Here is a 23,067-nt window from a genome sequence, read left to right as displayed (position 1 = left end):
TCATTCCGTCCGCACGCGAAGGTTGAGAAGACGATCACGAGCAGGACGTCCGGTGCCCCCGTCTCCGGGGCGGTTCAGGGGTTCACGGGGCGATGAGCGGGGTGCGCTCCCTGGCCTCGGCGTAGCGCTTCGCCACGTCCTGCCAGTTGACGACCGCCCACATGGCGTCGATGAAGTCGACCTTCTGGTTCTTGTACTGGAGATAGAAGGCGTGCTCCCACGCGTCGAAGACCAGGATCGGCACGGAGCCCTGGCCGACGTTGCCCTGGTGGTCGTAGACCTGCTCGACGATCAGCCGCCTGCTCACCGGCTCGTACGCGAGCACGCCCCAGCCGGAGCCCTGGGTGGTCGCGGCGGCCTTGGTGAGCTGGGCCTTGAACTTGGCGAAGGAGCCGAACGACTCGGCGATCGCGTCCGCGAGGTCGCCGACGCCGTCCTTCTCCAGCGGCTCGCCGCCGCCGTCGCCGGTCATGTTGTGCCAGTAGATGCTGTGCAGGATGTGGCCGGACAGATGGAACGCGAGGTTCTTCTCCAGCCCGTTGATCGCCCCCCACGCCTCCTTGTCGCGCGCCTCCTCCAGCTGCTCCAGCGTGTCGTTGGCGCCCTTGACGTAGGCCGCGTGGTGCTTGTCGTGATGGAGCTCGACGATCAGGGGATTGATGACCGGTTCGAGCGCCGCGTAGTCGTACGGAAGTTCAGGAAGCGTGTAAATGGCCATGACCGGTCCCTCCGACTGCTTATTGCACATCTTATGCAAGTGCACGCTAGCAGCAAGAGGGGCCGGAGATGATCAGGCGTTGGTCCCAGGACCTTTCTCGGGCTCCTGGCCCGGAGCTGTCACCGCGCCCCGGTGTCCGCCGCGTCCCGGGCGATCGCCGCGAGGTCCGGGAAGTCGGTGACGACCGCGTCCACGCCCGATCCGTAGTGCAGGGCGTACTCGGCGAACGCGTCACCGAAGCCGTTCGGATCGGTGCCCCGGCGCAGGGCCTGCGGCAGGAACTGGTTCTCCGCCCGGAAGGTGTACGCACCCACCCGCAGGCCCGCCGCGTGCGCGTCCGCCAGCAGGGTCGAGGGCGCGACGAGGGAGGACTTGTCCGGCCCGATCCAGTCCGCGTATTCCGCGATGCTCCGCAGCCCCTCCGGCGTCATCATCCGCGCGTACGTCGTGTCGTGCCCGAAGGGACCGCCGGTGGTCCCGAGGGCCTGCCACAGCGGCAGCCGCAGCCGGGCTTCGGCGATGCGCAGCAGGCTCGACGGCTCGAAGGACTGGACGACGCACTCGCGCGCGCCGAGCCTGTTGCGGCGGATCACCCGCACGAGTTCCGGCTCCAGCGGCAGCCCGATCGAGCGGAAGTGGGTGGGGTGCTTGGTCTCCGGGAACACGGCGACGGTGCGGCCGTGGCTCCGGGAGAGCCGGCGGGCGAGGTCGACGACCTCCTGGAACGTCATGATCCGCTGGGTGCCGTCGAAGACGGTGTTGCGGTTGCGGACCAGGGGCAGCCGCTCGACGGCCCACAGGGTCTTCAGCTCGGCGAGCGTGAAGTCCTCGGTGAACCAGCCGGTCACCGCCCGCCCGTCGACGGTCTTCGTGGTGCGGCGGCCGGCGAACTCCGCCCGCCTCGCGACGTCGGTCGTCTGCGAGATCTCGTTCTCATGGCGGACGACCAGGACATGGTCCTTGGTGGGCACCAGATCCGGCTCGATCCAGTCGGCGCCCGCCTGCACGGCGAAGGTGTAGGACGCGGCGGTGTGCTCGGGCCGCCAGCCCGCCGCGCCGCGGTGACCGATCACCAACGGCTCTCCGGGGCGCGGCCGCTGACGGGCAGCCACGGCGGGGGACGGAAGGGCGGACGCGGCGGTCGCCGCGCCTGCCGCGAGAAGGACCGAACGGCGTCTCGGCATGGCGGACATACGGATCTCCTTCTGGGCACGCGGTCGTGGTGGGTGGTGCGGAGCACCACGCTCGCCATGCCGGGTGGCGGCCGGGGAGATATGAGGTGTCCAGGTCATGTCCGGGCGGCGCGGGCACGGGCCCGTGAGCCGGCCAGCCGTTCCAGATGGTCCTCGTAGGCCTGCGCATAGAACTCCGCGCGCTCCGGGTCCGGTTCGACGACCGCGGTCGGTGCGGTCCAGGCGGCGGTGTCCAGCTCCACACCGTGCCGCTCCGCCGATGCCAGCACGGCGCCGCGCGCCCCGACCTCGCCCTCGACGATGCGCAGCGGCCTGCCCAGTACATCCGCGAACAGCCGCATCCAGGCCGGGGAGCGGGTGCCGCCACCGCAGATCGCGAGGGACCCCGACAGCCCCGCCGCGTCCAGACAGTGCCGGGCCGCGAACCCGATTCCCTCACAGGTGGCCCGCACCAGATCCGCCCGGGTCGACTCCAGCGACACCCCGGTCAGCTCGGCCCGCAGCCGCGGCTCAACGAAGGGCGCGCGCTCACCGGACGGCGCGAAGTACGGCAGCACCCGCACCCCGTGCGAGCCCGGCGGGGTGGCGTCGAGCAGCGCGTCGACCTCGGTGTGCTGTACGCCGGTGGTCTTCAATACCCAGTCCAGGGCGGCCGTGCCGACCATCGCCGGCATCGCGCGCAGCCACTGCCCCGTCCGGTCGGTGGAGATGTACAGCCCGGCGGGCTCACCCGTGAGATCGAGCTCGCGGGTGGCGACGAGCGAGGCCAGGCAGGTGCCGACGATCAGCAGGCCGTCACCCGGAGCGGTGACACCCGCCCCCAGCGCGCAGGCGGCCAGATCGTAGGGACCGCTCGCGATCCGCGTCCCCGAGGCGAGCGCACCGGTCGCGGCGGGATCGCTGACCTCCGGCAGCAGGCCCCGGCGGTGGGCGATCCCCAGCGCTTTCAGCACCTCGTCGTCGTAGCTGCGGGTGCGCGGGTCGAGGAACGGCATGGACGCGTCCGAGACCTCCGTCGCCCGGATGCCCGTCAGTCGCTGGAAGACCATGTCCTTGCAGGTGAGGGCGGCCGCCGCCGCGTCCAGCGACGCGGGCTCGTGCCGGTCCAGCCAGGCGAGCACGGGGCCGGGGGACCCGGGGAACATCGCGCCGCCGTTGCGCCGGAACACCGAGGCGAGGACGCCCGACTCCTGCCAGGCGTCGACCAGGGCGTGCGCGCGGCCGTCCATCCAGGAGATCGCGGGCCGCACCGGCCGGCCGGAGTCGTCGACCAGCCAGACACCGTCGCCCTGCCCGGTGAGACCGATCAGCCCGACCGGTCCCGGCACCGCGGCCGTCACCGCCGCCAGGACGTCCGTGACCGCGCCGTACACCTCGTCCATGTCCTGTTCGACGCGGCCGTCTCCGATGTCGAGACCGACCGGCCGGGACTCGACCGCGAGCGTGCGGCCCCCGGCGTCGAAGGCAGCCGCCTTCACGGCCGAAGTGCCCACATCGATCCCGACATACGCCGTCGTGGCTGCCGTGGCTGCCGTTGCTGTCATCGCAGAAGTCCTCTCAGGTGAGGCAGTGCGCGAGCGGTTCTCCCCGGACGTAACGGGCCACCTCCGCCGCCGCGATGGCCGCGGCCTTGCGGGCGACGGCACGGCTCGCACCGCCCAGATGCGGGGTGAGCACCAGGTTCGGGGTGTCGAACAGCCGTGAGCCGGGCGGCGGCGGCTCCTGTTCGTAGGTGTCGAGCGCGGCGGCGGCCAACTGCCCGTCGTCCAGCGCGTCGCACAGCGCCGCGGTGTCCAGCAGCCCGCCCCGCGCCGCGTTGACCAGCACCGATCCACGGGGCATCAGGGCCAGCTCACGAGCGCCGATGAGCCCCTGGGTCTCGGGAGTGAGGCGGGCGTGCAGCGTGACGACACGGGAGCGGGAGAGCAGCGCGTCCAGGGTCTTCGCGCGCATGCCGTGCACATCGCCGCGCACATACGGGTCGTACACCTCCACCTCGGCGCCGAACGCGCACAGCACCCGCGCGACCCGGCTGCCCACCGCGCCGTAGCCGACCAGCCCGACCGGGGTGTCCTCCAGCTCCAGACCGCTGCGTTCGTACGTGTAGTACGTGCCGTCCCAGCCGGTCCTGCCGGTCAGTGCGCTGTGCGCCTCGGGGATCGAGCGCAGGGCCGCCAGCATCAGCCCGACGGTGAACTCGGCGGTGGACGCGGCGTTGCGGCCGGGCGCGAAGCAGACCTTGACGCCCCGCGCCCCGGCCGCCTCGGTGTTGACGTTGACCGGGCCGCCGCGGCAGACGGCGATCATCCGCAGCGAGGGAGAAGCCGCGAGCACCCGCTCGGTGAAGGGGGCCATCTGCGTCACGCACACCTCCACCCCGTCGAGCGCCTCGATCAGCGCGTCCTCGACGTCGCTCGCCTCGTCGACCTCGGCGACCCTGCCGAAGGGTTCGAGCGGCCACGGCAGCGTGAGCTCGGTCAGGTCGGGCGGGGAGCCGGCGAGATCGTGGCGCAGGGCCTCGGCGATCAGGGAGTTGAGGACGAAGTGGTCGCCGGCAGCCAGGACTTTCATGCAGTGCCTCCGCGGGGGTCGTACGCGGCCTGTGCCGGGGCGCCTTCCACCGGCCCTGAGCGCAGACCTGACAAGGGACCTTGCTCGTGCACCGACCGCACGGCCGCCACGCACACGGCCGGTGGGGAAGGAGGAACGCAGCGGATCGTAGCCGCCGCCGGACCGCATCCGGTGGACGGCGCGCGGCCGCCGCCGGACGACCCCCGGACGTCGCAGCGTCCGCCGACCGGTCAACCGAGCGTGGGACAGCGGCTCGGGAGCGTCAATCCCTCCGGCACGCCCTTCTGCCGGTGCACAGTGAGAGGTCCACGGAAGGAGCCGTCATGTGGATGGGCATCGATCTCGGCACCCAGAGCGTCCGCGCGGTCGTCGCCTCCGACGACGGCGCCGTCCTCGGCAGCGGCTCGGCGCCCCTGACCGGCCGCCGCGACGGAGTACGCCACGAACAGAGCCCGGACGACTGGTGGAGCGCCGTGTGCACGGCGGTCCGCGAAGCCCTGCGCGACGGCCACCGCCCCCGCGCCCTCGCCGTCTGCTCCACCTCGGGGACGGTCCTGCTCGCCGACCGGAACGGCCGCCCCCTCACCCCCGCCCTGATGTACGACGACGGGCGGGCGCCGGGCCGCGGCCCCGGGAGAGCGCTGTGGCTGCTGCGCGAGTACGGCGCCGGGCGCGAGGCACACGTCCTGCACCAGGCCGATCTGATCGTGGCCCGGCTGGCGGGCCGGCTGCTGCCCACGGACTCCAGCCACGCCCTGAAGACCGGGTACGACGCCGAGCGCGGTGTCTTCGCCGAACCGGGCCTGCCGGAGGGCGTGTTGCCGGACGTGGTGCGCCCCGGCACCCGGCTCGGCGAGGTGTGCCGCGAGGCCGCCGAGGAGACCGGCATCCCGGCCGGTACGACGGTCGTGGCCGGTATGACCGACGGCTGCGCCGCCCAGATCGCCTCCGGCTCGCTCACCGTCGGCTCCTGGAACTCGGTCCTCGGCACCACCCTCGTCCTCAAGGGGGTCACGGCCGAGCCGCTGCGCGACCCCGCCGGCGTCGTCTACAGCCATCTGTCCGCGGACGGGACCTGGCTGCCGGGCGGGGCGTCCGGCGTCGGCGGCGGGGCGCTGCACGCAGCCTTCCCGGACGCCGACCCGGCCGCTCTCGACGCGCGCGCCGCGGAGTTCGAGCCGGCGGGCGCGGTCGCCTATCCGCTCGGCTCCCCGGGCGAACGGTTCCCCTTCACCGCCCCCGAGGCCACGGCCTTCCTCCTGGGCAGACCCGTCTGCGACGCCGACCACTGGGCGGCCCTGCTCCAGGGCGTGGCGCTGACCGAACGGCTCTGTCTCGACTATCTGGATCTGCTGGGCGCGCCCGTCGACGGCCCGCTGACCTTCACCGGCGGCGCCGTCCGCAGCGACTACTGGACCCGGCTGCGGGCCGAGGTCCTCCAGCGGCCGGTGCGCGTCCCGCAGTACAGCGAACCGGCCCTGGGCATGGCCGTACTCGCCGCGTACGGAGCCGGGTCCGCAGACACGGTCGCCGACGCCGCCGAGCGCATGGTCCGGCTGCGGCACGTGGTGCGGCCGCGTGGCGGCGAGCGGTTCACCGAGCCGTATCTGACGATGGTGGGCGAGCTGGAGCGGCGAGGCTGGCTGCCCGGCCCGCTGGCCGCACACGCCCGAGCGCGCACGGAGAACCGGACAAGCACCAAAAGCGCCGGAGACACGGCACGTCGAGACAGCACAGGAAGCACGGAGAGGCCGACATGAGTACGACCCTGCTGATCGCCCGGCACGGCCGGACGGTGTGGCACGCCGAGAACCGCTACGCGGGAGTGAGCGATGTCGCCCTCACCGACGAAGGCCGCAGACAGGCCGAGCAGTTGGGGCAGTGGGTGGCACGGCATCCGGTCGACGCGGTGTGGACCTCGACGGTCTCCCGTGCGATCGAGACGGCCGAACCCGCCTGCCGGGCGCTCGGGCTGACGGCACAGCGCGAACACGCCCTGCGGGAGTGCGACTTCGGTGTGGTCGAGGGCCGCACACTCGCGGAGTTCGCCGCCCAGAACCCCTCCGCCGCGGCGGCCTTCACCCGGGACCCCGTGGCTCATCCGTTCCCCGAGGCGGAGGACCCGCGGGCGGCGGCGGCCAGAGGAGCAGGCGCGCTGAGCCGGATCGCGCGGGAGCACGAAGGACAGCGGGTGCTGGTGGTGGCGCACAACACCTTGCTGCGGCTGGTGCTGTGCGAGCTGCTGGGCATCGAACTGTCCGCGTACCGGCGGGTGTTCCCCGCACTGCGCAACGCGGCACTCAGCGAACTGCGGCTGTCCGGCAGCACGGCCGCGCTGCTGTCGCTGAACGTGCCGGTGGACACCGGCCTGTCCGGCGGCTGAGAACGCGCCGAGGCCCGCCCCGGTCGGGGGCGGGCCTCGAGTCGTGGATCAGTGGGGCGTGATCAGGCCTGCGAACGGCGTGCGCGCACCTGCCGCGCGTATCCGACCGCCGCCAGCGCCAGCGTCAGCCCGCCCGTGTAGAAGAGCTGCGTCCGCGTCTCGGCCTCGCGCGCCATCAGGACGAACACCGCGGCCATGCCCGCCAGAGCCACCCAGGTCAGCGCCGGGTAGAGCCACATCTTCACCACCAGCCGCGAGGGGTCCTCGCGTTCCGTCCGGCGGCGCAGCAGCAACTGGGAGACCGCGATGAAGATCCAGACCACCAGGATGATCGCGCCGATCATGTTGAGCAGCCACATGAAGACGTCGTTCGGCCGCCAGTAGCTCAGCAGCACGCACCCGAAGCCGAAGACCGAGGAGACCAGCACCGCCGTACGCGGCACCCCGCCGGACGTCCGGCCGAGCGCCTTCGGGCCCTGGCCGCGCGCCACCAGCGAGCAGGCCATGCGGGAGGCGCCGTAGATGTTGGCGTTCATCGCGGAGAGCAGCGCGACGAGCACCACCACGTTCATGATCTGGCCGGCACCCGGGATGCCGAGGTGGTCGAGGGTCGCGACGTACGGGCCCTTCTCGACGACCTTCGGGTCGTCCCACGGCACCAGGGTGACGATGACGGCCATGGAGCCGATGTAGAAGACGGCGATGCGCCACATCGCGGTGCGGACGGCCTTCGCGACGCCCTGGACCGGGTGCTCGGACTCGGCCGCGGCGATGGTGACCGTCTCCAGACCGCCGTACGCGAACACGGAGGCGAGCAGACCGACGACGAGCCCGTCGGTTCCGTTGGGCAGGAAGCCGCCGTCACCCGTCAGGTTGGCGGTTCCCGGTGCGTCCGTGCCCGGCAGGACACCGGTGATCGCGAGGACACCGATGCCGAGGAACAGGGCGATCGCGCCGACCTTGAGGGCGGCGAACCAGAACTCGAACTCACCGAAGTTCTTCACCGCCGCCAGGTTCGTCCCGCAGAACACCAGCATGAACAGCGCGACCCACGCCCACTCGGGGGTGCCGGGCATCCAGCCGGTCATGATCTTCGCGGCGCCGATGCCCTCCAGGCCGACGGCGACGCACAGCAGGAACCAGAAGGACCAGCCGGCGGTGAAGCCCGCCCAGGGGCCGATGGCCCGCTCGGCGTGCACCGAGAAGGAACCGGACGCCGGGTTCGCCGCGGACATCTCGCCGAGCATGCGCATCACGAGCATGACGAGCAGACCCGAGAGCGCGTAGGCGATGACGATGGACGGGCCGGCGGCGGCGATGCCCGCACCGGACCCGACGAAGAGACCGGCGCCGATGACGCCGCCGAGGGCGATCATCGAGAGGTGGCGTTGCTTGAGTCCGTGCGAGAGCGCGACGTCGTCCTGACGGTCGGCGGGCGCGGGCGCGGAAGTCCGAGACATGGGCGTGCCCTGATCAGTAGCTGAGACGGGGGAGCGCAGCACAGTCTGGGCAAGCACCCGCTGACGGGGAACACATGTCCGCTATACGGGCACCATGCTCACACAAGGTGAACACTCACCCACGACGTGCCCGTAGCTCCCGCACCCCCGCGACGATCAGCACCGCCGCCGCGGCCCCACTGGACCAGAGCACCTGGGGGCGGGCGGTGTCGTCCGTGAGCATCAGCACCAGCACACCGGCAATCGCGACCAGTGTGGCCCAGGTGAGCCAGGGGAACGCCCACATCTTCAGCGTCAGAGTGCCGGGCGCCTCGCGCTCGATCCTGCGGCGCAGCCGCAGTTGCGAGACCGCGATCAGCGCCCACACGAACAGCAGCACCGCACCGACCGAGTTGAGCAGATAGAGGAAGACGGAGTCGGGCCACTTCAGATTGAGCAGCACGGAGACGAAGCCGAAGGCGACCGAGGCGAGGACGGCCCGCCGGGGCACACCCCCACCCGAGATCCTCAGCAGCCCGCGCGGTGCCTCGCCGCGCTCGGCGAGCGAGAAGACCATCCGGGAGGCCCCGTACAGATTGGCGTTGAGCGCCGACAGCAGGGCCACGAACACCACGATGTTCATGATCTGACCGGCCTGCGGAATGCCGATCGAGTCGAGCACGGTGACATACGGGCTCAGCCCCGCCTGCTGCGCGGTCCACGGCAGCAGCGTCACGATCACCAGCATCGAGCCCACGTAGAAGAAGAGGATGCGGACGACCGCGCTGCGCACGGCGCGACCCACCGCACGCGCCGGGTCGTCGGTCTCCGCCGCGGCGATGGTGACGACCTCCAGACCGCCGAAGGCGAAGACAACGGCGAGCACGCCGGAGATCACCCCGCTCCAGCCGCCCGGCAGAAAGCCCCCGTCGCCGGTGAGATGGGTCAGGCCCACCGGATCGGTGTCCGGGAGCAGACCGAAGACGGCGAGCGTGCCGAGGATCAGGAAGAGCACGATCGCGCCGACCTTGAGCGCGGCGAACCAGAACTCGAACTCGCCGAAGTTCCGTACGGCGGTGAGGTTGGCGAGGGTGAAGAACACCATGAAGACCAGGACCCAGCCCCACTGCGGCAGCGCGGGCACCCAGTCGTGGGCGATCGTGGCCGCCGCCGTCGCCTCCACGGCGAGGACGACCACCAGCAGGAACCAGTAGAGCCAGCCCACGGTGAACCCGGCCCAGCGGCCGATCGCCTTCTCGGCGTGCACCGAGAACGAACCGGACGCCGGCATGGCCGCGGACATCTCACCGAGCATCCGCATCACCAGCATCGCGATCGTGCCGGCGATCAGATACGACAGGACGATGCCCGGGCCCGCGACCGCGATCCCCGCGCCCGAACCCACGAACAGCCCGGCGCCGATCACCCCGCCGAGGCCCAGCATGGTCAGATGACGCTGCTTGAGCCCGTGGGCGAGCGGCTCGTCGGTCGTCAGGGCCTCGTGCATGGTGCGCGTACTCTCCGATGGATTGGTGGGACCCTACAGTCTCCCCGGGGCGGGCTCTCGACCGCAAAACGGACCCCTCACCCTCCGACCTCCGTGACGAGCATCACGCCAAGTGGCGCATGACCCACGTCCTTTGTGCGGTTCCCACCACGGTGACGAGCCGCCCTTTGTCGACGGCTGACGGTGATCGGGAGATCGACTCTGGGCTACGGTCAGCCTGTTCCTGCCTGCCCTCACCCTCCGCGGAGTTCCGATGAGCACTGCTTCCGTCACCTCCCGTCCGGGAGCGGTCCTCGCGGACCTGCTGCCCGCCTCCCGGGCGCGTGACATCGCCCTTGTCGTCGGCGGCGCCGCGCTCACCGGCATAGCGGCCCAGATCTCGGTGCCGGTCCCCGGCTCCCCGGTCCCCGTCTCCGGCCAGACCTTCGCCGCCCTGCTCGTCGGCACCGCGCTCGGAGCCCGCCGCGGCTTCCTCTCCCTCGCGCTGTACGCGGTCGTCGGCATGGCCGGCATGCCGTGGTTCGCGGAGGGCGCGTCCGGCTATGCGATGCCGTCCTTCGGTTACATCCTCGGCATGCTGCTCGCGGCCACGGTCGTCGGTGGCCTCGCGCGCCGCGGCGCCGACCGGTCCGTCCTGCGCACCGCGGGCACCATGGCCGTGGGCTCCGTGATCATCTACGCCGTGGGCGTCCCCTACCTCGCCCTGGCGACCGGCATGAGCCTGTCCCAGGCCGTCGCGGCGGGCCTCACGCCCTTCCTGATCGGCGACGCGCTCAAGGCCGCCCTGGCGATGGGTGCCCTGCCCACCGCCTGGAAGCTCCTCGGCCGCCGCGGCTGAGGAAGCAGCTCCGGCACACACAGGCTCGCCCGGGTCGCAACTCCTCGACCCGGGCGAGCCTTTTGCGTGTCCACGGAGACTGCCCGCCCGCACCGCGGCACGTCGGAGCAGTCCCCGCGAACGGGAGGAGCGGAGGGCCCGCGGCCACCGACGACCGCGGGCCCACCCGGCTATCCGCCGCCGCGAGCCCAGCGGCTCCGGCTGGTCCACCAGATACCGGTGCCCCCGAGCGCGAACAGCGCGAGAGCGGTCAGTCCGAGCGGCAGGGTGCTGCCGGGCGGGCCGGTGCGCGGCAGACCACCCCCGGTGGCCGGCGGGCTGTCCGGGCCGAGCGGCACGTTGTCGGTGCCCAGCAGCAGCGGTGTGTCCGGTGCATTGGGAGTCGGTTTCGAGGTACCGAAGGGGACCGGGCCCTGCTGCCAGAGCAGCTTCTTGCCGGTGCCCTCGGTGACCGGAAGACAGATCTTGCCGGTCTTCTGGAGATCGAACGTGGCCGCGATCCGGTAGGAACGGTCCTTGCCGGCCGCGAGGTTGTCGATGGTGCAGGCGAACCCGCTGTTGGAGCCCGGCGGCAGCTTGCCCTCGGCGATCCGCACACACCCCTCGACGTCGGTGACCTTCATGCCGTCGAAACCGACGACGGAGAGGGTGATCGGCCCGCTGTCCTTGGTCCCCCCGTTCTTGACCTTGGCGCTCACCGTGGTCTGCTCGCTCTTGTTGTCGACGGTGATCTGCCGGGGCAGTTCGGTCGTGATCCTCACATCCGCCGGCGCCGCGGGCCCGGGCGTGCCGCCCTGGCTGCTTCCGGGCACCGGATCGTCGGCCGCGTACGCGCTGAACGGCAGAATCAATACTGCCGCCACCACGGTCGCGAATACGGGTCCCGAGCGTTTTCCTTGCATTTCCCAGCCCCCTTGCCGCACATCGGACAGTGCGTAGAAAGAGGGTTCCACAAGATTGCGTCGAACTATGCTGTCATGGGTGCAAGTTCATGCTTCTGTCCTGGTCACAGCCGTTGCTGACGGGGAGGAAGGTCATGCCGGGTATTCCTGGGCTATTGGTGGCGGAGCGTTATCGGCTGGACGAAAGCATTGGGCAGGGGGGAATGGGGCGGGTGTGGCGAGCCGCCGACGTGATCCTGGACCGGCCGGTCGCGGTCAAGGAAATGCGCATGAACGAAACGGATGCGGAGGACACCCGGATCCGCCGCGAACGGACGATGCGGGAGGCCAGGGCCACGGCTCGCATCGACCACCCGAACGTGGTCCGCGTCTACGACGTGGTCGAGGAGAGCGACCGCCTCTGGATCGTCATGGAGCTCGTCGACTCCCGCTCGCTGGAGCAACTCCTCGTCGAGCAGGGGCCGGTGACACCGCGCGAGGCGGCCCGTATCGGCCTCGGGCTGGCGGCGGCGCTCCGCGAGGTCCATGCGAGAGGGGTGCTGCACCGGGACATCAAGCCCGGGAACGTTCTGCTGGGCAGGGCGGGCCGGATCGTGCTCACGGACTTCGGCATCGCGGCGATCCAGGACGCGAAAGCGCTGACGGTGGTGGGCATGCTGGTCGGCTCGCCCGACTACATGGCTCCCGAGCGCGTCGGCGGCCGCCCGCAGGGGCCCGCGTCGGATCTGTGGTCACTGGGGGCGACGCTGTGCGCGGCGCTGGCGGGCCATTCGCCGTTCGCCCGCCCCACAACTCTGGCGACACTGCACGCTGTTCTCTACGAGGAGCCCGAACTTCCGGACGGTGCCGGGCCCCTGGCCGGAGTCCTGGGCTCGCTCCTGGTCAAGGAGCCGGACGAGCGCCCGACGCTGGACGAGCTGGAACCCGTGCTGGCGCGGGTCGCCTCGTCGTACGTCCCGACGCGGGCAGTCACGGTCGTCGTGCCGCCACCGGAGGGGGAGAGCGGGGCGGAGGGAGAGCCGGGGGAGGGTACGCAGGAGGAGCCGGTGCCGGGGGAGAGGGGGAGGGAGAGGGGGCAGGAACCGCGCCAGGAGCCCGAGCCCGAGGAGGAACGGGAATCCGAACCCGCTCCGGATCCCGAACCGGCCGACGCACCCCCTGAGCCCGAACCGGCAGACGCCCGCCCCGAGCGCGAGCCCGAGCCCGCACCGGAGATGCCTGAGCCCGCACCGGAGTCGCCTCCCGACCCGCCGCCCCCCGACGGGGACGTCGTATCCGCGCCCACCCGCCGGCTCACACCCCCACCCCGTCGACCCGCGCCCCCGCCCGTACCGACCAAGCACCCGGAACCCACCCCGGCCCCGGCACCCGCCACGCGCCCCGAAGCGGCCACCAGCCCCGTACCCACGGCGACGTCGACCACGACCCCCGCGACCGGCGAGAGCCCCGCGTCCCTCCCGCTGGTCTCGCGGACCGGCCCGCCCACGGGGCCCGCCGGCCCGGACACCTCTGAGCCCACGAGCCGTTCCCGCGCCCGCACCCGTGCCGTCGTTCTCGCCGCCGCCCTCGCCACCGTCGCGGCCGCGACGACCGCCGCCGTACTCCTCACGTCCGGCGAGGACCCCGACGAGTCCGGCGCCGGGGCGCGGTCACCCGGCGTCACGAGCGCGCCGGCCACCACAGCACCCACCACCGCGCCGGCCACCCCGCCCCCGGGCACCCGCAGCGAGGCGGGATTCGCCTGGGCGCCGCCGCAGGGCTGGACGCGCACCGCCAAGAGCCCGTCGAACATCCACTACCACTCGCCCGACGGACAACAGGAAATCGCCGCCTCGTACGCACTTGCACGAGGCGGCGATCTCCTGACCCAGTGGGAGCGGTTCGAGCGCGACAGTCACGACGCTCCCGGTTACCGCAAGATCCGCCTGGAGCGCACCACGTTTCGTGGTGACCCGGCGATCGTCTGGGAGTACTTCTTCACCCAGGACGGCTCCGACTGGCGTGCCCGCCAGCTCGGATTCACCGCCGGAGGCAAGTCGTACCAGCTCAACGTCTGGTACGACATCGCCTCACAGCGGGCCGCCCTGACTGCTTACGACCGGGTGACGGAGTCGTTCGCACCGCTCTGATGAGGGATGGCGGCGTCCTCGGGCCCGGCGGACCGGCCACCGCGTCCGAACCACTCACGCCCGACGGCGATGGCGATGACCACGGCCGCCACCAGCAGCGACAGCAGCACCTGCTCCCGCCCGGCGTCGTCGAACAGCATGTAGACCAGCACGAACGAGATCATGCCGATGGTCGCCCAGGTCAGGCCCGGGAAGAGCCACATCTTCACGACGAGCTTCTCGGGCGACTCCCGCTCGATGATGCCGCGCATGCGCAGCTGAGTCACAGCGATCACGAGCCAGACGAACAGGGCGACCGCACCCGAGGAGTTGAGCAGGAACGCGAACACGGTGTCGGGCCACTGGTAGTTGAAGAAGACCGCGACGAAGCCGAAGACCACCGAGGACAGGATGGCCACCCGCGGCACACCACGGGAGTTCGTCTTCGCGAAGCTCTTCGGGGCGTCCCCGCGCCGGCCCAGCGAGAAGGCCATGCGGGAGGCGGTGTACAGACCCGAGTTGAGGCAGGAGAGCACCGCGGTCAGCACGATGACGTTCATGATCTGGCCCGCGTGCGGGATACCGATCGAGTTCAGCGCGGCGACGTACGAACCGTCCTTGACGATCGACTTGTCGTTCCACGGCAGCAGCGTCAGCACGACGAAGATCGAGCCCAGGTAGAAGACGCCGATCCGCCAGATCACGCTGTTCGTCGCCTTGGTGACGGCCCTCTGCGGGTCCTCGGACTCGCCCGCGGCCAGCGTCACGATCTCGCTGCCCATGAAGGAGAAGACCACCATCAGCACACCGGTGAGGATCGCTCCGTATCCCTCGGGGAAGAATCCGCCGGCGTCGGTGAGATGCGCGAATCCCGCGCCCGGGTTGTCGGAGCCGGGCAGCACGCCGAAGACGGCCAGCAGGCCGATGACCACGAAGGCGCCGATCGCGACGACCTTGATGCCGGCGAACCAGAACTCGAACTCGCCGTACGAGGCCACCGACGCGAGGTTGGTCGCGGTGAGCACGACCATCACGATCAGTGCCCACGCCCACTGCGGTACGGCCGGTATCCAGCTCTCCAGGATCACGGCACCGGCGGTCGCCTCGACCGCCAGCACCACGACCCAGAAGAACCAGTACAGCCAGCCGATCGAGAAGCCGGCCCAGCGGCCGAGCGCGCGGTCCGCGTAGGCGGAGAACGACCCGGAGGTCGGGTTGGCCGCGGCCATCTCGCCCAGCATCCGCATCACGAAGACGACCATCGTGCCGACGAGCGCGTACGACAGAAGGATGGCCGGACCCGCCGCGGCGATGCCGGAACCGGAGCCGACGAACAGCCCGGCGCCGATCACGCCGCCGATGGCGATCATGGACAGATGCCGGTTCTTGAGACCGGCCTGGAGACCGGACGAGGACTGCGGGTTCCCGGGTTCTTCGGGGCTCCCGCCTTCCTTCGTGAGGGTCTGCTGCGAGGTCATGGACGATTCCTTAGGTTTGAGAGCACTCGGGTCACGAGCCCCCGCATTCAAACCCGCGTCGTCGGATCGCGGAAGACCTGTCTCCGGATCGTTAGGTCGAGGTGATAAGCGGAAGCTCACGGCCCCAGTGGGTCCTGACCCCGCTGACGGCTACCCGGTCCCTCACGTGCCACACTCGGAACATGCGCGTGTACCTCGGTTCCGACCATGCCGGCTTCGAACTCAAGAACCACCTCGTCGAGTGGCTCACCGCTCACGGCCACGAGGCCGTCGACTGCGGTCCCCACATCTACGACGCCCAGGACGACTACCCGCCGTTCTGCCTGCGCGCCGCGGAGAAGACGGCCGCGGACCCCGGCAGCCTCGGCATCGTGATCGGCGGCTCCGGCAACGGCGAGCAGATCGCCGCGAACAAGGTCAAGGGTGTCCGTGCGGCCCTCGCCTGGAGCGAGCAGACCGCCGCGCTCGGCCGTGAGCACAACGACGCCAACGTCATCTCCATCGGTGGCCGGATGCACACGACGGAGGAGTCGACGAAGTTCGTCGAGATCTTCCTCAACACCCCGTACTCGGGTGAGGAGCGTCACACCCGCCGCATCGAGATGCTCAGCGCGTACGAGGCGACCGGCGAGCTGCCCCCGATCCCCGCGCACCACCCGGAGCGGTGACAGGGGGCCCACCCCCGCACCACGCGATCCAGCCCCCGACCGCCGGGCAGGCCGCTTCCGGCCTGCCCGCCCACAGGAGTGACCCGCCGTGCCCGAAGGGCATACGATTCACCGCCTCGCGGCGGATCACCGTGAGCGCTTCCTGGACCGGCCGGTCCGCGTCAGCAGCCCGCAGGGCAAGTTCTCCGACGCCGCGGCGCTGCTCGACGGCCAGGTCATGGACCACTGCGAGGCGCACGGGAAGCACCTCTTCCTCGGCTTCGGTGCGAGCGGCTGGATCCACATCCACCTCGGTCTCTTCGGCCGGGTGGACATCGGCGGGACACCCGCTCCGCCGCCCACCGACACCGTCCGGCTGCGCCTCGCGGACGCCGACGCGTACGTCGATCTGCGCGGCCCCACGACGTGCTCACTGATCACGGACGGTGAGAAGGCGGCGATACACGACCGTCTGGGCCCCGATCCGCTGCGGGACGGCGACGACCCGGAGAAGGCCTGGGCGCGGATCTCCCGCTCCCGCACCACCGTCGCCGCCCTGCTGATGGATCAGAAGATCATCGCCGGGGTCGGGAACGTCTACCGCGCCGAGGTCCTCTTCCGGCACGGCATCGACCCCTACCGCGCGGGCAGGGACATCACCCGCGCCGAATGGGACGCCGTCTGGGCCGACCTCGTGGAGCTGATGCACGAGGGCGTACGCAACAACCGCATCGACACGGTCCGCCCCGAGCACACTCCGGAGGCCATGGGCCGGCCGCCGCGCGTCGACGACCACGGCGGCGAGGTCTATGTCTACCGTCGGGCTCTGCAGCCCTGCCATGTCTGCGGCGGCGAGATCCGCACCGCCGGTCTCGCCGCACGCAATCTCTTCTGGTGCCCGGCCTGCCAGGCACGGTGATCCCGGGCTGCCGCGCGCGGCGATCCCGACCGGCCGGGCGGCCGGTCAGAACCCGTGCGGCAGCCAGGGCGCCACGTCGCTGCCGAACGCCGAGGACGCCTCCGCCAGCGCCCCCTGCCGCAGTTCGCGCACCCGGCCCGCGGCGGCCAGTGCGGTGAGCGAGATCCCGCCCAGATAGGCCGAGCCCAACTCCCGTACGGACAGGGCCAGATCGGCACCCTCCTTCGTCCGCTCGCAGGACGCGCCCTTGGCGTCGCCCGTCAGCCGCCAACGTCCCGCGTTCCACGGGCAGAAGGTGTCCTCCACGTCCAGGACGACATCGAGCGGCGTCCGGTAGGTCCGCGCCTCCAGAGCCGCGCCCAGGTCGACGGGCCGGACGAACAGTGATTCCCGCAGCCGTACGTTGCACCGGCGGACGTCGGAGACGAGATGCTGCCAGGGGTCGTCCACCGGACGGTTGATCACCTGCACCGTCGAGGTCAGGTCGATGCCGAAGAGGAACTGCCACAGGGCCGCGTACGCCTGCGGGTCCAGGGCGTCGAGATGCTGGAGCAGGATCGTGCCGTCGGGCCCCGCCGCCGTCCACGACGCCTTGTTGTGGAACAGCGCGTAGCCCACGACCTCGCCCGAGCGTTCGGCGAGCACGCACTGAAGGGGCGACGCGCCCTCCCGGTCGGCCGGCGGGTCGAGGACCGGCAGCCGCTCCCAGCCGGGCCGGCGGGCCAGGATCCCCGGGCGGGCGGTGACCTGTTGGGCGTAGACGGCCTCGCACTCGGCCCGCGCGTCCGCGGGCTTCACCCGTCGCAGCCGGATCCGGTCGGTGCCCTCCGGCACCGAGAGCCGTACCCGTACGGTGTCGATCTCCGCCTTGAGCTGCCAGGTCGCGACCCCGTACCCGAACCGTCCGTAAATGCCCGGTTCCGACGCCGTGAGCACGGCCAGGGGCTCGCCCAGGCCGCGTACGTCGTCGAGTTGGCGGCGCATCATCGCCGTGAGGATTCCCCGGCGGCGGTGGGTCGCCGCGACGCTCACCATCGTCACGCCGGCGGCGGGTACCAGGGCCCCGCCCGGCACCGAGAGACGGAAGGTGAACGCTCCGGCGGTCCCGACGCAGTCCCCGTCCTCCCAGGCTCCGATCGACCGCTCGTGCTCGGTCAGCGACTGCCACAGTTCGCGTTCCTCGGGGGCCTCACCGGCACCCCCGAAGGCCAGTTCCAACTCCCCGTACCACGCGTCCCATTCGGCCGGGCGCAGGACCCGCAGCTCTGTCGTCATAACCCATGCCTACCAGGGCCGGAGCGGCACGGCGACCCGATTTCGAACGCATTGTCACCGGGGTCCCCCTGCACGGATGGCGAACGGGTGGATAGGGTCCACGACAATGGCCCACGGCAATGCAGCAGACTCGCTCAGGGCCCGGATGCGCAAGGCAGTGCACCGGGCTCGCATCGCGCTGCGCAAGTCCGGTGTGGACTACTTCCGGGGTGACGGTTCCGACTGGATCGCCCTCGGCGGACTGATGCTGGCCGTGCCCGCCTTCACCTGGGGCACGATCGCGATGCCCGTGTGGGTCTCGCCGGCCGCCCTGGTGCTGCCGATCGTGGCCGGTGCGCTGCTGCTGCGGCCCGCGAGCCTGCTGGGGCTGTACGCCGCCTGCGCCGCGGGACTCATCGTCGAGTCGATCGTCCTCGGTCCGTACACCGAGGGCGCGGCCCGCGTCACTCCCGGCATCGTGCTGGTGGTCGCCGCCTGTGGATTCTTCGGGCTGCTGATCGCGCAGTTCCGGGCGCGCGTGGGTGTGCCCTGGCGTCGCGGCGGGACCATGCTCTTCGACCTGCGCGAACGTATCCGGGTGCAGAGCGCCCTGCCGCGGCTGCCGAAGGGCTGGCACCGCGAGATGGCGCTGCGCCCGGCGGGCGGCCAGTCCTTCTCCGGCGACTTCGTCGTCGCCGCCCGGACGAACGGCGGGCGGACCCTGGAGGTCGTTCTCACCGATGTCTCGGGCAAGGGAATGGACGCGGCCTCCCGCGCGCTGCTGCTGTCCGGCGCCTTCGGCGGACTGCTGGGCTCGCTGCCGCCGCACGGCTTCCTGCCCGCCGCGAACGGCTATCTGCTGCGGCAGGACTGGGAAGAGGGCTTCGCGACGTCGATCCATCTCGTCCTGGACCTGGACTCCGGCGACTACGAGCTGCTGTCGGCCGGACATCTGCCGGCCATGCAACTGCACGCGGGCAGCGGCCGCTGGGAGGAGAAGGGCGCGGAAGGACCGCTCCTCGGCATCTACGCCGGGGCGCAGTTCGACCCGGTGAAGGGCTCCCTGCGCCCCGGCGACGTGCTGATGCTCTACACCGACGGTCTGGTGGAGGCGTCGGGCAAGGACATCAGTGAGGGCATCGACCGCCTCACGGGCGAGGCCGACCGCTATGTGTCCTCCGGGTTCGAGGGCGCGGCCTGGCATCTCATCGAGGCGGTCGCCAAGGACGTCAACGACGACCGGGCGCTGCTTCTGCTGTGCCGGCAGGCGTGACGACGGCGACATCGCCGCCCCCGCCACCGTTTGCGCCGTCCCGGCCGCCCGGCAGGATGCGCGCCAGCCAGTGCGACCGTCCCGCGGCCAGCGGGCCGAGGACCGCGAGGACCAGCACATAGCCCGCGATGAACGGTGAGAGCCGCTCGTCCAGGCCCGCGGCCGCCGCCATCGTCGCGAGGATCAGCGCGAACTCTCCGCGGGCCAGCAGCGTCGTCGAGATGTTGGCGGCCGGCCCCGCACCGAAGCCGTTGATACGGGCCGCGGCCACCCCGGCCAGCACGTTCATCACCAGTGTCACGGCGACGGCGGCGAGTACCGGCCACAGCACGGTCGGCAGGTCGCCCGGGTCGATCGAGAGCCCGAAGGCGAAGAAGAAGACGGCCCCGAAGGCGTCCCGCAGCGGATGCACCAGCTGGCGGATGCGCTCGCCCGACGTCGTACTGCCGAGCATCAGACCGACCATGAACGCGCCGATCGCGTCGGCGACCCCGAACCACTCCGAGACGCCGGCGACGAACACCGCCGCTCCCAGGAAGGAGATGACGAGCAGTTCGTCGTCACGGGTGTTGATCAGCCGTCCGATCACGCGGGTGCCGAAGCGTGCAGCGAGCGCGAGCAGCAGCAGGAAGCCGAAGGCCATGCCGGCATCCATCACCGCCGCGGCGAGACTGTCGGCGCCGGACAGGATCGGCTGGAGCGCGGCGAGATAGAGGGCGAGGAAGACGTCCTCGACGACGATGATGCCGAGGATGGGCCGGGTCTCGGGATTCCCGATACGGCCGAGGTCCACCAGCACTTTGGTGACGATCGCGGACGAGGAGATACCGAGCACTCCGGCGAGCACCAGCGCTTCCGAGGTGCCCCAGCCGAGCGCGAAGCCGAAGCCGAGCCCGGCTCCGACGTTGAGCGCGAGGTAGGTGCCACCGGCCAGCGCCATCTTGCGGCCGCCGGCCTTCAGATCGTCGAGGTGGAACTCCAGCCCCAGATAGAACAGCAGCAGCACGAGGCCGAGCGCGGAGAGCATCTCCAGATCGTGCGGGTCCGAGAGGAGCACGATGCCGGGGGTGTGGGGGCCGAGCAGGATGCCGGCCAGGATGAACAGGGGGATCGTCGGCAGTCCGATACGGCCACCGAGGCGGGCGAGCAGGGCGGCCGCCAGAAAGGCGCCTCCCATGGCGATGAGGGTGTCTGCGTGTCCGATGGGCTCGTCCTCCGTCATGGGTCAAGGGAAAGTCAAGGAAACGTCATTAATTAGTTTACCAAATGGTTGACGTTGCAACTGTCGACTCCTGGGTCGCCGACCCTTGATCCGTGGCCTCGAAGCCGACCGACAGCGGTGTCGGCCAGGGCAGTTGGCGCCATAACGGGAGGCGGATCACCTGAGGCCCCGACGCCCGCGACGTAGGCCTCGCCGACGAAGTTGCCGGTGCGCTCGATATGACGACAGCCCTCATCGCACCGGCCTTCGCCGGGGCGTTCGGCCGGTGCGACCGCCGGGCGCGGGTGATCCGCGGGCCGTAGAGTCGGGACCATGTCGCAGCAGTACCTGACGCCGGCCGAGGTCGAGGCCATCGCACGTGAGGCTCACGAGGGCCAGCGGGACAAGTCGGGCCGCCCGTACGCGGAGCACATCGCCGCCGTCGCCGAGGGCGTACGCGCCCGGGGCGGCAGCGACGAACAGGTGGCCGCCGGCTGGCTGCACGACACCGTCGAGGACGGTGTGCTCAGCCGCACCTGGCTGGACGAGGCCCCGTTGCCGCAGTCGGTCAAGGACATGGTGCTCGCCCTCAGCAAGGGCGAGGGCGAGCCGTTGGAGGACTACACCCGGCGTATTCTCGCCACCCCGGGCGCACGTCTCGTCAAAGAGGCCGATCTCGCGCACAATGCCGACCCGGCGCGACTCGCCCTGCTCGACGAGCGGACCCGCGAGCGGCTGACGGCCAAGTACGCGAAGACGCGCGCCCTGTTGGGCCTGCCGGACGGCGCTCCCTGAGCCGTCCGGCCCGCCCCGCTCAGCTCTTGCGGCCGACCTGTGCCGACTCCCGCCGGAACGCCCACGCCATGTCCGGCTCGGTCGCCCACTTCATGGCCCGCCGGACCGGCGGCGTACACAGCAGGGTCACCACGACGAACGCGGTCACCGTGAGCAGGATCTCGCCGCCGGGGTCGCTCAGCCACGGGTAGTTCTGGAAGACGTGCCCATAGTCGGCGCCCCTGATGAGCAGTCCGTGCAGCAGATAACCGCAGATCGTGCCGCCGCCGAGCACTGTGAACCAGGTCTTGCGGCTCGGCACCCACGCCAGGAATCCGATGGTGAGCAGCACCGCGCACCCGAAGAAGGCGAGGGTCATCACGACCCCGGACCACCACGGAACGCCCAGTTCCTGCGCGCTGTTGGAACGGTAGAGCCAGGTGAAGTTCATCCGGGGCGAGGCCCAGTAGGCGAAGACGGCGGCGCCGGCGAACAGCGGAATCGACAGCAGGCGCACTTCCCGCCTGCGCACCATCTCGAAGTGCTCGGGCTTCAGCGTCAGTCCGAGCACGAAGTACGGAAGGAACTGCAGCACACGCTGGAGGTTGAGGTCCGCCCCGATGCCCGGCGTCAGCGCGGCGAGCGAGGCCACCACCAGCGCCACCGGCAGCGGATGGCGGATCACCTTCCACAGCGGGGTCGTCAGCCGCCAGATGAACAGGGCGGCCAGGAACCAGGTCAGATAGAAGGGGTCGAGCAGGCTGATCGACTGGTCCGGAGCGTCCTCGGCCCAGCGCCTGAACAGGGAGTACGCCACCTCGAAGACGACGTACGGCACGACGATGCCGGTCAGAAGCCGCTTGAGCTGGTCGGGCCGGCCGGTGAAACTCCGGGAGAAGTAGCCGGAGATGATGATGAAGGCCGGCATATGGAACGTGTACACGAGCATGTACAGCGACCGGGTGGTCCTGCTGCCGTCCATCACCGGTTCCCAGAAGTGCCCGAGGGCGACCAGCACGATGGCCAGATATTTGGCGTTGTCGAAGTACGCGTCTCGCCTGCTGGACTTCGGGGCAGTCTGCTCGGCGGGCGCGGAAGTGGCCGCCTTCGTCGGGTCGGGAGCGGGCTCCGTATCCCGGACCTGGGGGAGCGGGGCCCTGCGATATCCAAGCGGAGCGTGGAACATTCGAGGCACCTTAGCCGCGCGGATCGGATTTAGTAAAACCCCCTCCGCGCTTCTCCCATTCGAATCTGAAACCACCGCCAACCGGACGCTATGCCCCGATTGATCCCCCTTAAAGGGGGCATATCGGCACGCCTGGCCGAGAGAGTGAATTACCTCACCGTTTAACTTCGAAATTGCCGTGACGAGTGTGTGTACACATCGAAACGATCGGGTCGAATTACGTCGCGCATTTCACTCGCCCGGACGACCGGCCACGCGTGCGGCATCCGTGCGCGCGTGCGGATGGCGAGATCCCGCCGTCGATGATTCGTCAGGAGGCGGCATGCATCGCCCCGTTGGTGGCACGATGTTCATGGCGGGGGTGTGCTGGGTCGTGTGCCCCCGGGCCGGCAAGGCGGACCGACCGAGGGTGTGATCAGTTGTGGCCATTTCGCTGTCTGTGGTGCTTCTGTTGGCGATCATCCTGGTGGTGCTGATCCGCGGCGGCTCGATCAAGGCCGGACCGGCGATAGTCGCCGTGCTGTTCGGCTTCTTCCTGGCATCGACGGGCATGGCGCCGTCGATCAACAGATTCCTGAACTCGATAGCGGACACCATCAACCAGATCAACTTCTGATCCGGTGGTGATGCGCTGCCTCCGTCGCGCGTGATCGCGCCGGAGGTGGTGTGCTGGTTC

The 23,067-nt window shown here is 70.7% G+C and carries 20 protein-coding genes; 9 read left to right on the top strand and 11 right to left on the bottom strand.

What is annotated here, in order from left to right:
- Positions 1-82: 82 nt before the first annotated feature.
- The 4 genes from OHA05_RS12130 to OHA05_RS12115 all read right to left on the bottom strand — a co-directional run bounded on the left by OHA05_RS12130 (position 83) and on the right by OHA05_RS12115 (position 4,482).
- Complete coding sequence (locus OHA05_RS12130) at positions 83-718, bottom strand: superoxide dismutase (RefSeq protein ID WP_313946303.1); 636 nt, start codon at positions 716-718, stop codon at positions 83-85.
- Between the two features lie 119 nt (positions 719-837).
- Positions 838-1,911: a glycerophosphodiester phosphodiesterase family protein gene (locus tag OHA05_RS12125; RefSeq protein ID WP_328860564.1), complete on the bottom strand. Its 1,074-nt coding sequence runs from the start codon at positions 1,909-1,911 to the stop codon at positions 838-840.
- A 95-nt stretch (positions 1,912-2,006) separates the two neighbouring features.
- Positions 2,007-3,455: an FGGY-family carbohydrate kinase gene (locus tag OHA05_RS12120; protein ID WP_328860563.1), complete on the bottom strand. Its 1,449-nt coding sequence runs from the start codon at positions 3,453-3,455 to the stop codon at positions 2,007-2,009.
- A 13-nt stretch (positions 3,456-3,468) separates the two neighbouring features.
- The gene (locus OHA05_RS12115) at positions 3,469-4,482 is read right to left on the bottom strand and encodes a 2-hydroxyacid dehydrogenase (RefSeq protein WP_328860562.1); all 1,014 of its coding nucleotides are present in this window, start codon (positions 4,480-4,482) and stop codon (positions 3,469-3,471) included.
- Between the two features lie 323 nt (positions 4,483-4,805).
- Between OHA05_RS12115 and OHA05_RS12110 the strand changes: the two genes are divergently transcribed.
- Positions 4,806-6,242, top strand: coding sequence for an FGGY-family carbohydrate kinase (locus tag OHA05_RS12110; RefSeq protein ID WP_313946307.1), 1,437 nt, complete (start codon positions 4,806-4,808; stop codon positions 6,240-6,242).
- Positions 6,239-6,865, top strand: a complete 627-nt coding sequence (locus OHA05_RS12105; RefSeq protein ID WP_328860561.1) for a histidine phosphatase family protein — start codon at positions 6,239-6,241, stop codon at positions 6,863-6,865. Before OHA05_RS12110 ends, OHA05_RS12105 begins: the two co-directional genes overlap by 4 nt.
- A 62-nt stretch (positions 6,866-6,927) precedes the next feature.
- On the opposite strand, the gene OHA05_RS12100 is transcribed toward OHA05_RS12105, so the two are convergent.
- Both OHA05_RS12100 and OHA05_RS12095 read right to left on the bottom strand, forming a co-directional pair.
- Positions 6,928-8,325 (bottom strand): amino acid permease, encoded by a 1,398-nt coding sequence (locus tag OHA05_RS12100; protein ID WP_313946309.1) that lies wholly within the window; start codon positions 8,323-8,325, stop codon positions 6,928-6,930.
- Positions 8,326-8,440: 115 nt separating this feature from the next.
- Complete coding sequence (locus OHA05_RS12095; protein WP_328860560.1) at positions 8,441-9,811, bottom strand: amino acid permease; 1,371 nt, start codon at positions 9,809-9,811, stop codon at positions 8,441-8,443.
- 253 nt (positions 9,812-10,064) lie between these two features.
- Between OHA05_RS12095 and OHA05_RS12090 the strand changes: the two genes are divergently transcribed.
- Positions 10,065-10,649: a biotin transporter BioY gene (locus tag OHA05_RS12090; protein ID WP_313946311.1), complete on the top strand. Its 585-nt coding sequence runs from the start codon at positions 10,065-10,067 to the stop codon at positions 10,647-10,649.
- A 170-nt stretch (positions 10,650-10,819) separates the two neighbouring features.
- On the opposite strand, the gene OHA05_RS12085 is transcribed toward OHA05_RS12090, so the two are convergent.
- On the bottom strand, positions 10,820-11,551 hold the full coding sequence (locus OHA05_RS12085; RefSeq protein ID WP_328860559.1) for a hypothetical protein: 732 nt from the start codon (positions 11,549-11,551) through the stop codon (positions 10,820-10,822).
- Between the two features lie 203 nt (positions 11,552-11,754).
- On the opposite strand from OHA05_RS12085, the gene OHA05_RS12080 reads away from it, so the two are divergent.
- Positions 11,755-13,680, top strand: coding sequence for a serine/threonine-protein kinase (locus tag OHA05_RS12080; protein WP_443043832.1), 1,926 nt, complete (start codon positions 11,755-11,757; stop codon positions 13,678-13,680).
- On the opposite strand, the gene OHA05_RS12075 is transcribed toward OHA05_RS12080, so the two are convergent.
- A complete protein-coding gene (locus OHA05_RS12075) occupies positions 13,644-15,137 on the bottom strand; it encodes an amino acid permease (RefSeq protein ID WP_328860557.1) in 1,494 nt (497 codons plus the stop codon). The genes OHA05_RS12080 and OHA05_RS12075 overlap by 37 nt on opposite strands.
- A gap of 182 nt (positions 15,138-15,319) precedes the next feature.
- Between OHA05_RS12075 and OHA05_RS12070 the strand changes: the two genes are divergently transcribed.
- Positions 15,320-15,805 (top strand): ribose-5-phosphate isomerase, encoded by a 486-nt coding sequence (locus tag OHA05_RS12070; RefSeq protein WP_313946315.1) that lies wholly within the window; start codon positions 15,320-15,322, stop codon positions 15,803-15,805.
- 88 nt (positions 15,806-15,893) lie between these two features.
- Positions 15,894-16,703: an Fpg/Nei family DNA glycosylase gene (locus tag OHA05_RS12065; protein WP_313946316.1), complete on the top strand. Its 810-nt coding sequence runs from the start codon at positions 15,894-15,896 to the stop codon at positions 16,701-16,703.
- Positions 16,704-16,748: 45 nt separating this feature from the next.
- Here OHA05_RS12065 and OHA05_RS12060 read toward each other — a convergent pair whose 3' ends face one another.
- Positions 16,749-17,978: a GNAT family N-acetyltransferase gene (locus tag OHA05_RS12060; protein ID WP_328860556.1), complete on the bottom strand. Its 1,230-nt coding sequence runs from the start codon at positions 17,976-17,978 to the stop codon at positions 16,749-16,751.
- A gap of 106 nt (positions 17,979-18,084) precedes the next feature.
- On the opposite strand from OHA05_RS12060, the gene OHA05_RS12055 reads away from it, so the two are divergent.
- Positions 18,085-19,230 carry a PP2C family protein-serine/threonine phosphatase gene (locus OHA05_RS12055; RefSeq protein ID WP_313946318.1) on the top strand — a complete coding sequence of 382 codons (1,146 nt, stop codon included), beginning with the start codon at positions 18,085-18,087 and terminating at the stop codon, positions 19,228-19,230.
- Here the strand turns inward: OHA05_RS12055 and OHA05_RS12050 are convergent.
- Positions 19,187-20,407, bottom strand: coding sequence for a cation:proton antiporter (locus OHA05_RS12050; protein ID WP_328863369.1), 1,221 nt, complete (start codon positions 20,405-20,407; stop codon positions 19,187-19,189). The genes OHA05_RS12055 and OHA05_RS12050 overlap by 44 nt on opposite strands.
- A 357-nt stretch (positions 20,408-20,764) precedes the next feature.
- On the opposite strand from OHA05_RS12050, the gene OHA05_RS12045 reads away from it, so the two are divergent.
- Positions 20,765-21,226, top strand: a complete 462-nt coding sequence (locus tag OHA05_RS12045; protein WP_328860555.1) for an HD domain-containing protein — start codon at positions 20,765-20,767, stop codon at positions 21,224-21,226.
- Between the two features lie 19 nt (positions 21,227-21,245).
- On the opposite strand, the gene OHA05_RS12040 is transcribed toward OHA05_RS12045, so the two are convergent.
- Positions 21,246-22,391 carry an acyltransferase family protein gene (locus tag OHA05_RS12040; RefSeq protein ID WP_328860554.1) on the bottom strand — a complete coding sequence of 382 codons (1,146 nt, stop codon included), beginning with the start codon at positions 22,389-22,391 and terminating at the stop codon, positions 21,246-21,248.
- A 421-nt stretch (positions 22,392-22,812) separates the two neighbouring features.
- On the opposite strand from OHA05_RS12040, the gene OHA05_RS12035 reads away from it, so the two are divergent.
- Positions 22,813-23,007, top strand: a complete 195-nt coding sequence (locus tag OHA05_RS12035) for a hypothetical protein (protein ID WP_313946321.1) — start codon at positions 22,813-22,815, stop codon at positions 23,005-23,007.
- Positions 23,008-23,067 lie beyond the last annotated feature (60 nt).

Origin of the sequence: Streptomyces sp. NBC_00306 (assembly GCF_036169555.1) — a bacterium.
GTDB lineage: Bacteria > Actinomycetota > Actinomycetes > Streptomycetales > Streptomycetaceae > Streptomyces > Streptomyces achmelvichensis.
This window is presented reverse-complemented; position numbering and strand designations above follow the sequence as displayed.

Coding starts and splice junctions, on each gene's coding strand:
- OHA05_RS12120 (WP_328860563.1), bottom strand. CDS start 3,455: ATGACAGCAACGGCAGCCACGGCAGCCACGACGGCGTATGTCGGGATC.
- OHA05_RS12080 (WP_443043832.1), top strand. CDS start 11,755: ATGGGGCGGGTGTGGCGAGCCGCCGACGTGATCCTGGACCGGCCGGTC.
- OHA05_RS12090 (WP_313946311.1), top strand. CDS start 10,065: ATGAGCACTGCTTCCGTCACCTCCCGTCCGGGAGCGGTCCTCGCGGAC.
- OHA05_RS12055 (WP_313946318.1), top strand. CDS start 18,085: ATGGCCCACGGCAATGCAGCAGACTCGCTCAGGGCCCGGATGCGCAAG.
- OHA05_RS12095 (WP_328860560.1), bottom strand. CDS start 9,811: ATGCACGAGGCCCTGACGACCGACGAGCCGCTCGCCCACGGGCTCAAG.
- OHA05_RS12100 (WP_313946309.1), bottom strand. CDS start 8,325: ATGTCTCGGACTTCCGCGCCCGCGCCCGCCGACCGTCAGGACGACGTC.
- OHA05_RS12070 (WP_313946315.1), top strand. CDS start 15,320: ATGCGCGTGTACCTCGGTTCCGACCATGCCGGCTTCGAACTCAAGAAC.
- OHA05_RS12060 (WP_328860556.1), bottom strand. CDS start 17,978: ATGACGACAGAGCTGCGGGTCCTGCGCCCGGCCGAATGGGACGCGTGG.
- OHA05_RS12045 (WP_328860555.1), top strand. CDS start 20,765: ATGTCGCAGCAGTACCTGACGCCGGCCGAGGTCGAGGCCATCGCACGT.
- OHA05_RS12125 (WP_328860564.1), bottom strand. CDS start 1,911: ATGTCCGCCATGCCGAGACGCCGTTCGGTCCTTCTCGCGGCAGGCGCG.
- OHA05_RS12110 (WP_313946307.1), top strand. CDS start 4,806: ATGTGGATGGGCATCGATCTCGGCACCCAGAGCGTCCGCGCGGTCGTC.
- OHA05_RS12075 (WP_328860557.1), bottom strand. CDS start 15,137: ATGACCTCGCAGCAGACCCTCACGAAGGAAGGCGGGAGCCCCGAAGAA.
- OHA05_RS12130 (WP_313946303.1), bottom strand. CDS start 718: ATGGCCATTTACACGCTTCCTGAACTTCCGTACGACTACGCGGCGCTC.
- OHA05_RS12085 (WP_328860559.1), bottom strand. CDS start 11,551: ATGCAAGGAAAACGCTCGGGACCCGTATTCGCGACCGTGGTGGCGGCA.
- OHA05_RS12105 (WP_328860561.1), top strand. CDS start 6,239: ATGAGTACGACCCTGCTGATCGCCCGGCACGGCCGGACGGTGTGGCAC.
- OHA05_RS12050 (WP_328863369.1), bottom strand. CDS start 20,407: ATGGGAGGCGCCTTTCTGGCGGCCGCCCTGCTCGCCCGCCTCGGTGGC.
- OHA05_RS12115 (WP_328860562.1), bottom strand. CDS start 4,482: ATGAAAGTCCTGGCTGCCGGCGACCACTTCGTCCTCAACTCCCTGATC.
- OHA05_RS12040 (WP_328860554.1), bottom strand. CDS start 22,391: ATGTTCCACGCTCCGCTTGGATATCGCAGGGCCCCGCTCCCCCAGGTC.